This window comes from Actinomyces sp. MRS3W (assembly GCF_032465695.1).
In the GTDB taxonomy this organism is placed as follows: Bacteria; Actinomycetota; Actinomycetes; order Actinomycetales; family Actinomycetaceae; genus Actinomyces.
On record NZ_JAWDJJ010000317.1, the window covers coordinates 1 to 6,772 of the forward strand.

The window sequence follows — 6,772 nt, forward strand, 5'->3', positions numbered from 1 at the left end:
ACGCTGAGGGCCCGTGGAGGAGAGCGTCGATCAGCCGCCGGGGCAGCTCGTGACGCGGCAGCCAGCGTGCATCCGGAACCAGGCGCTCGTGGTCGGAGGTGAGGAAGTACAGTGGCCGGGAGCTGAAGCTCCGGGTGAGGTCGCCGTCGTTCAGGAGCATGCCCTCCGGTAGCTCCGCGATGCGCCACTGTCCCGCGTCGTTGGGTGTGAGCGAGAAATAGGAGACGGAATCGGAAACCGCGGCGTGTGTGAACACCCCGTCGGGGGCGACGGTGCCGACCAGGTCAACCGTCACGCTCACCTCGGCGCCGTCACGCGCGATGACCGGGGCGGTGGAGCCGTCGTACACGTTGACTGCCGCGGCGGGCTGCCAGGTCAGCGAGGTGGACTCGGCGAGGAATGCGCGTGCCGTGGCGAAATCGTCGAAAAACCCTGCCGCGCAGGCGCGCAAGAATCCGGTGACGATCTCTTCGGGGGCGGCGCCGTCGACAGGGCCGGTAGCGGTTTGGACGAGTTGCTCGTGTGAGGTGCGCACCTCCTGCGACTCGCTGACCTCCCCGCTCGTCGGCAGTGCCGTGCAGGCGGTGAGGGTACCCGCGCCGACGAGTAGCAGCGCCCCGAGCGCGTGGCGGCGAGGCAGCTCCGGCGTCTCGCGCCGGCCGGACAACGGCGGGACGAGCGGGGTCACCGGCGTCCCTCCCCCTGTTTCCTGCGCCCCTCCACATCCTCGGGGGTCCGGGCAGTCGGGGACTCACCCGGCCCAAGAACGGTGATGCGCCCGGGCATCGAAGGAGTTTCGGGTTCGACGGCGTCCGCACCGTCGTCCTCACGGTCGACGTCGGAGCGCCGGGATGCCGGCGACGGGGTCAAGGGCGAGGGCTGATCGGCGGTCGGATTGGCGCCCCGCGCGCCACGGGACACGGCGGGGGCGTCGTCGGGAATAACGTCGAGGGGCCCGGGCCCAGTCATGGTTCCGGGCGTGGCGTCCGGGCCAAGGCGACGCGGCAGCGTGAGCAGGAAGGAGGCGCCGTCGGCCGGCCAGCCCCAGGCGGTGAGCGTGCCGCCATGCAGCACCGCGTCCTCAAGCGAGATCGACAGTCCCAGGCCGGTTCCGCCCAGGGTGCGCTTGCGGGAGGGATCGGCACGGTAGAAGCGGTCGAAGACCTTCTTGACCACATCCGGGCTCATGCCCACACCGTGGTCGCGCACGCGCACAGCGACGGCGTCATCGTTGGCAGCGATGGTGATGTCAATGGGCGAGCCCTCGGCGTGCTCAAGAGCATTGACGATGAGATTACGCAGGATGCGATCCACCCGCGCCACATCGACCTCGGCGATGACGGGGGCATCGGGCAGATGCAGGCGGATTGGGGAGCCCGAGGCCTCAACGTGCACGGCCACGAGGTCAAGCACCCCGCGCAGGACGGCGATCAGATCCGCCTCGGCGGCGCGCAGCTGCACCCGGCCGGAGTCGATGCGGGAAATCTCCAGCAGGTCGGACAGCATCTGCTCGAAGCGGTCGATCTCGCGCATGAGGATGTCGAGGCTGCGTACTGCGAAGGGGTCCTCGATCTCATCGCGGGCCTGCCAAATCTGCTCGGCGGCCAGCCGGATGGAGGCCAGTGGGGTACGCAGTTCGTGAGAGACGTCGGAGACGAAAAGCTTCTCCACCTTCGACAGGTTTTCCCAGGCCTGAATCTGCGCCTCAAGCGAGTCGGCCATGTTGTTGAAGGAGCGAGACAGGGACGCGATCTCGTTCTCCCCCACCACGGGCAGGCGCTCGTTGAGGTGACCGGCGGCCAACCGTTGTGCCGCCAGGGAAGCGCGGCGGATGGGGATGAGCACGCGCGAGGTCAGCTGCCACAGCCCGATGATGAGGATGAGCAGGAAGCCGGCCCCGGCAACTACGATCGCCCGCGTTGCCAGGTCGATGACATGCTGCTCTGGCGCCAGCGTGTAGACCAGGAACAGGTTGTAGCTGCCCGCCAGGGGCAGGCTGATGCGGGAGCCGACGACGATGCCCGGATCGGTGCCATCACCGTTCGGAATCCCCACCGACTGCGAGTACTGCGCGCCCATCTCACCGGCGTCGACCTGAGATATCAGGTCATCGGTGAGGAGCGCCGTTAAGTCCGGGTCGGTGGCGAGGCCGTTGATGACGGTGGTGGCGGTCTCGCCGCTGCTGCGGCGCAACAGGACGCCGACGCCGCCCGCTCCTGAGAAGGAGTCGTTCATGCTCGCCAGTTGCGCCTGGGCCGTGGTGGTCAGGTCGGCGGCAGTATCCACCGGGGCCGCATCGAAGGCGGCCTGGGCGGAAGCAACCCGCTGCCGCGCGTCGGCGAGGATCGCCGTGCGCCGTCCGGTGAAGACATCGTCGCGAATAGTAGCGGTGACAGCAACCAGCAGGACCACAATGAGGACCACGCCCGCAGCGGTGGCGAATAGCACCATGCTGGTGGCCAGACTACGGCGCGCCGACTTCCAGAGCGAGCGCACTCCACCGTGACGCCTCGTGCGCCTACCCGGACCCTTCGCGTCCACGGCTAGTTCACTGCGACACGGAAACGCCGGGACTCAGAGCTCAGCCCCTGGGCCCTCACTTGCCGTCGCCGGCGCGGTAGCCAACACCGCGCACGGTAACCACGATGCTGGGGTGCTCGGGGTCCTTCTCAATCTTTGCGCGCAAACGCTGAACGTGGACATTGACCAGCCGGGTGTCGGCCGCGTGCTGGTATCCCCAGACCTGCTCCAGAAGCTCCTCACGGGTGAAGACCTTCCACGGGGTGCGGGCCAGGGTGACGAGCAGATCGAACTCGAGCGGAGTGAGGTTGATGATGGTGTCGCCGCGGTTGACCTGGTGCCCGGACACGTCGATGTCCAGGTCGCCGGCGCGCACGTGCTCGGCACCGTTGGCGTCAATATTGCGGCGTAGCCGCGTGCGCACTCGCGCGAGCAGTTCCTTGGACTTGAACGGCTTGGTCACGTAGTCGTCCGCACCCGCTTCAAGCCCGGCGACGACGTCCTGCGTGTCCGTGCGCGCGGTGAGCATGATGATGGGCACGTCGGACTCGAGGCGGATGAGCTTGCAGATCTCCACGCCGTCCAGTCCGGGCAGCATGAGATCCAGGAGCACCAGATCCGGATCGGTCTCATGGAAGACGTCAAGAGCTCGCGCGCCATCAGCGCAGAAAGAAGGGGTGTACCCCTCCGCCTCGAGCATGATGCCGATCATCTCGGCCAGGGCAGTATCATCGTCAACGACCAGAATGCGAGTGCGCATGGCGCCTATCTTGACACGTGCGCGACCCGGGAACGGGACCTACATGCCATACCGTGACTTTCATCATACTGAAACAAGGTGAAGCTTACGCCAATGGCGCTGGTCCTTCCGCCGACACGACGCGCCACGATCTCATCCTGTGGGTGGAGAACGATGGCGACGACGGCATGACACAGTAAGCCCATGAGCAGTGACAACACCGGCTGGTTGCCGCCCTCCGGAAACCGCCCCTCGGACTCTCCCAATACATCCCCAAACGGAGCGTCCCCGGACCCGGAGCCGACACCCGCCCCCCGTTACGGCGCCTACGGCCCGGCCGCCGGGCAACCTCAGCAGCCGGCCTACGGCCAGTACCAGACCTATCCCGGGCAGGCGCCCTCCTCGCCGCCCCCGGGCAGCCCTCAGACCGGTTACCAGGGTTATGGGCAGGGGTCCCAGTATTCGCAGTACGCGCAACCGGCCGACGCCTACGCTCCCGGCGCGGGTGGCTTTTTCCTCGCCCCGAAGCCCGGCATCATCCCGCTGCGGCCGTTGAGCATCACCGAGATCATCGGCGGCGCCTTCGAGTCGCTGCGCGCCAACCCTCGCGCCATGTTCCTCCCCGCCCTGCTGGTCATGGGCGTAGCGGGTCTGCTCTCCGCCGTGCTGACCTTCGTCACGACGAACTCTGTGTTCGCCAACTTCACCTCCTCGAATTACGACGCCTACGACTCCGGCGCCTCCGATGCCGAGATTCTCGCCGACGCCTTGTCCACAACCGGTTCCAGCACGCTGGCCTCCTTCCTCACCGCGGGCGTGACCGCGCTGGCCACCGCCCTCCTCACCGGGCTGCTGATCGTGACCGTCTCCCGCTCCGTTCTGGGCCGCATCGCTACTCCCGCGGAAGTGTGGGAACGCACCAAATCCCGGATCTGGGCCCTCATCGGCCAGACCCTGATCATCGGCCTCATCGGCTTCGCCGGGATCATGATCGCCATTGTCGGGATGGTGCTGCTCATGATGGGGATGCTCTCGGCCGTCGATGACAATTCCGGTGCCAACCTGGCGCTGTTCGCCCTGCTGGGCTTCCTGCTCATGATCGCGAGTGTGGTTGTGGGGGCGTTCTTCACGGTACGACTGTCCGTGTCCGGCGCCGCGCTGATCCTGGAGAACGTCGGCGTGTGGGAGGGCATCCGCCGCTCATGGAACCTCACCCGCGGCAGTTTCTGGCGGATCCTGGGCACACTGCTGCTGGCCGGGCTCATTACCGGTGCCGTGTCCGTCGTTCTCGCCATTCCCGTCGGGTTCATCTCCGGTATCGGTGCGGCCTTCGCCCTCGGTGCCGCGGCACTGATAACCGCGGTCTCCACCTTCCTCGGCTCCGTGGTCAACGCGGTCATCATGCCGTTCTCCGCCGCCGTCACCGCGTTGATCTACATCGACCTGCGCATGCGCCAAGAGGGCCTGGACGTCGAACTGCGCCGTTCCGCCGGCGTCTGACCCGTTTTCGCCGCCGCAGTATCGAGACCGCCATGATGTTCACCCCCCTGACCGTCACCGCACCCGCAGCCGCCCTGCCGGGTGCGCGCGCCTGGGGAGGCCTAGCCCAGGACGTCCCGGCCACACCAGACGCCGACGCGGCCCGCGACGCCGCTGCAAGGGAGCTGGCCAAGCCCGTCTACCAGCACGGCGACAGCCTGTGGACGCGCCTGTGGCGGTGGCTCGCCGAGCATGTAGACCCGCACTCCACCCTCCCCGGGGTACCCGTGTGGGTGTACGTACTCATCGTGACCCTGCTGGTCATTGCCCTACTCACCATGCTCATTGTGCTGTTCACCCGGGTGACCTGGGGGCGGCGCGTACGCCGCGGCAGCGCGCTGCTGTTCGACGACGACCGCGACGCTGCCGCTCTCACCCGCGCCGCCGACGCCGCCGCCCAGCAGGGTGACTGGGCGACGGCCGTCGTCGAACGCTTCCGGGCGATCGTCCGCTCCCTCGACGAGCGCGGCGCAATCGAGGACTACCCGGGCATGACCGCACATGAGGCCTCGCTGCTGGCGGCGCGCCCCCTGGGTGAACTCGCCGCCCAGATGGATGACGCGGCCCGCCTGTTCGACGCGGTCCGCTACGGCCACATCAACTCCACCCCCGCCCAGGACACCTGGATGCGGGAATTCGCCGACCGGGTCGCGCGCGCGTCCCTGGTCACCGAGGCCCCCGAGCAGGTGCGCGTATGAGCGACACCAACACGACCACCCGCACCGACACCGGGTCCTCCGCCGACCAGGTCGTCGGGGCGCCCCTGCGCCAACGACTGCGCCGATGGCGTCCCTTCCTGGCCGCCGGGGCGCTGCTGCTGGTCGTCACCCTGGCCACCCTGTGGGCCAGCCCGCGCACCTCCAAGGTCCCCTACGCCATCGACAACCCCCACGCCGACGGCACCCGGGCCCTGGCCCAGCTGCTACGCGATGAGGGCGTGTCGGTCTCCAGCGTCAACTCCGCCGATGCCGCCATCCAGGCCGCGGCGGATGGCGCCACCGTCGTCGTGCTCAGCCCGAGCCACATGTCCCACGATGACCGGTGGCAACTGGCCCAGGCGGGTGGGGACGTGGTGGTTCTGGGCACGCTGTACGAAGACCTCGACGGGCTGACGGATCTGACCGGCACGGGTGACTCCGCCGCTGCCGACACACTTCTCCAGGCCGACTGCACCGACCCCGACGCCACCGCCGCAGCGTCCCTGGCGGGATCGACCGGCTCCATCTCCCTGGAGAACAACCCCCATGCGATCGGCTGCTTCCCCGTCGCCGAAGGCAGCTACGCCTACGCCACCGCCCCGCTTGACGGGGGCGGAACCCTGCGGCTGGTGGCCGATCCCCGGATCGCCACCAATGCGAATCTGACCACGGAGGGAAACGCCGCCCTCATGATCCGTGCCCTCGGGCACCACGAGCGCCTGGTCTGGTTCGACGCCTCACGGGCCACCACCCCGGCCCTGTGGGACTCGCCCCTGCTGCCGCCGTGGCTGCCGGTACTGATGCTGCTGGGGGTCGGCCTCCTGGGCGCCCTGGCCGTGGTACGCGGACGCCGCTTCGGCAGAATCGTGGCCGAAAACCTGCCGGTGGTGGTGCATGCCAGCGAGACCGCAGTCGGACGCGGCCGCTTGTACCGCAAGGCCGGGGACCGCGAGCGCGCCGCCCAGGCGCTGCGGGCGGGTGCCGCACTCCGGCTCGGCCGCCGGCTGGGGCTGCCCGCCTCCGCCTCCCGCGGCGAGCTCATCGAAGCGGCCGCCCGCGCCAGCCAGTGGCCACCCACCATCATTGACCAGGCCCTGTACGGCCCCATCCCTGCGGACGACCATGCCCTGGCGGACCTGGCCGTCCGCCTGGAACAACTCGAGAGCGAGGTCCATTCACGATGACCACTCCCCCCACCCCTCAGAACGACCCGGCAAGCGGCGTCGACGAGCGCGACGTGCCCACGACGGCGTTCCCCGTCGGCGGTTCCCAGGGC

Annotated in this window: 5 protein-coding genes and 1 pseudogene; 3 read left to right on the forward strand and 3 right to left on the reverse strand. The window is 68.7% G+C overall.

Annotated elements, in window-relative coordinates:
* The 3 genes and pseudogenes from RWX45_RS12005 to mtrA all read right to left on the reverse strand — a co-directional run.
* A pseudogene (locus RWX45_RS12005) lies at nucleotides 1-688 on the reverse strand (spore gernimation protein); the annotation flags it as partial.
* Complete coding sequence (mtrB, locus tag RWX45_RS12010) at nucleotides 685-2,541, reverse strand: MtrAB system histidine kinase MtrB (protein ID WP_316023952.1); 1,857 nt, start codon at nucleotides 2,539-2,541, stop codon at nucleotides 685-687. The gene mtrB and the pseudogene RWX45_RS12005, both read right to left, overlap by 4 nt.
* A 55-nt stretch (nucleotides 2,542-2,596) precedes the next feature.
* Nucleotides 2,597-3,280 carry an MtrAB system response regulator MtrA gene (mtrA, locus tag RWX45_RS12015; protein WP_316023953.1) on the reverse strand — a complete coding sequence of 228 codons (684 nt, stop codon included), beginning with the start codon at nucleotides 3,278-3,280 and terminating at the stop codon, nucleotides 2,597-2,599.
* 183 nt (nucleotides 3,281-3,463) lie between these two features.
* Between mtrA and RWX45_RS12020 the strand changes: the two genes are divergently transcribed.
* The 3 genes from RWX45_RS12020 to RWX45_RS12030 are packed head-to-tail and all read left to right on the forward strand — an operon-like array spanning nucleotide 3,464 to nucleotide 6,680.
* Nucleotides 3,464-4,759, forward strand: coding sequence for a glycerophosphoryl diester phosphodiesterase membrane domain-containing protein (locus tag RWX45_RS12020; RefSeq protein ID WP_316023954.1), 1,296 nt, complete (start codon nucleotides 3,464-3,466; stop codon nucleotides 4,757-4,759).
* A 32-nt stretch (nucleotides 4,760-4,791) separates the two neighbouring features.
* Nucleotides 4,792-5,496, forward strand: a complete 705-nt coding sequence (locus tag RWX45_RS12025) for a DUF4129 domain-containing protein (RefSeq protein WP_316023955.1) — start codon at nucleotides 4,792-4,794, stop codon at nucleotides 5,494-5,496.
* Nucleotides 5,493-6,680, forward strand: a complete 1,188-nt coding sequence (locus RWX45_RS12030; protein ID WP_316023956.1) for a DUF4350 domain-containing protein — start codon at nucleotides 5,493-5,495, stop codon at nucleotides 6,678-6,680. Before RWX45_RS12025 ends, RWX45_RS12030 begins: the two co-directional genes overlap by 4 nt.
* The last annotated feature ends 92 nt before the right edge of the window (nucleotides 6,681-6,772 follow it).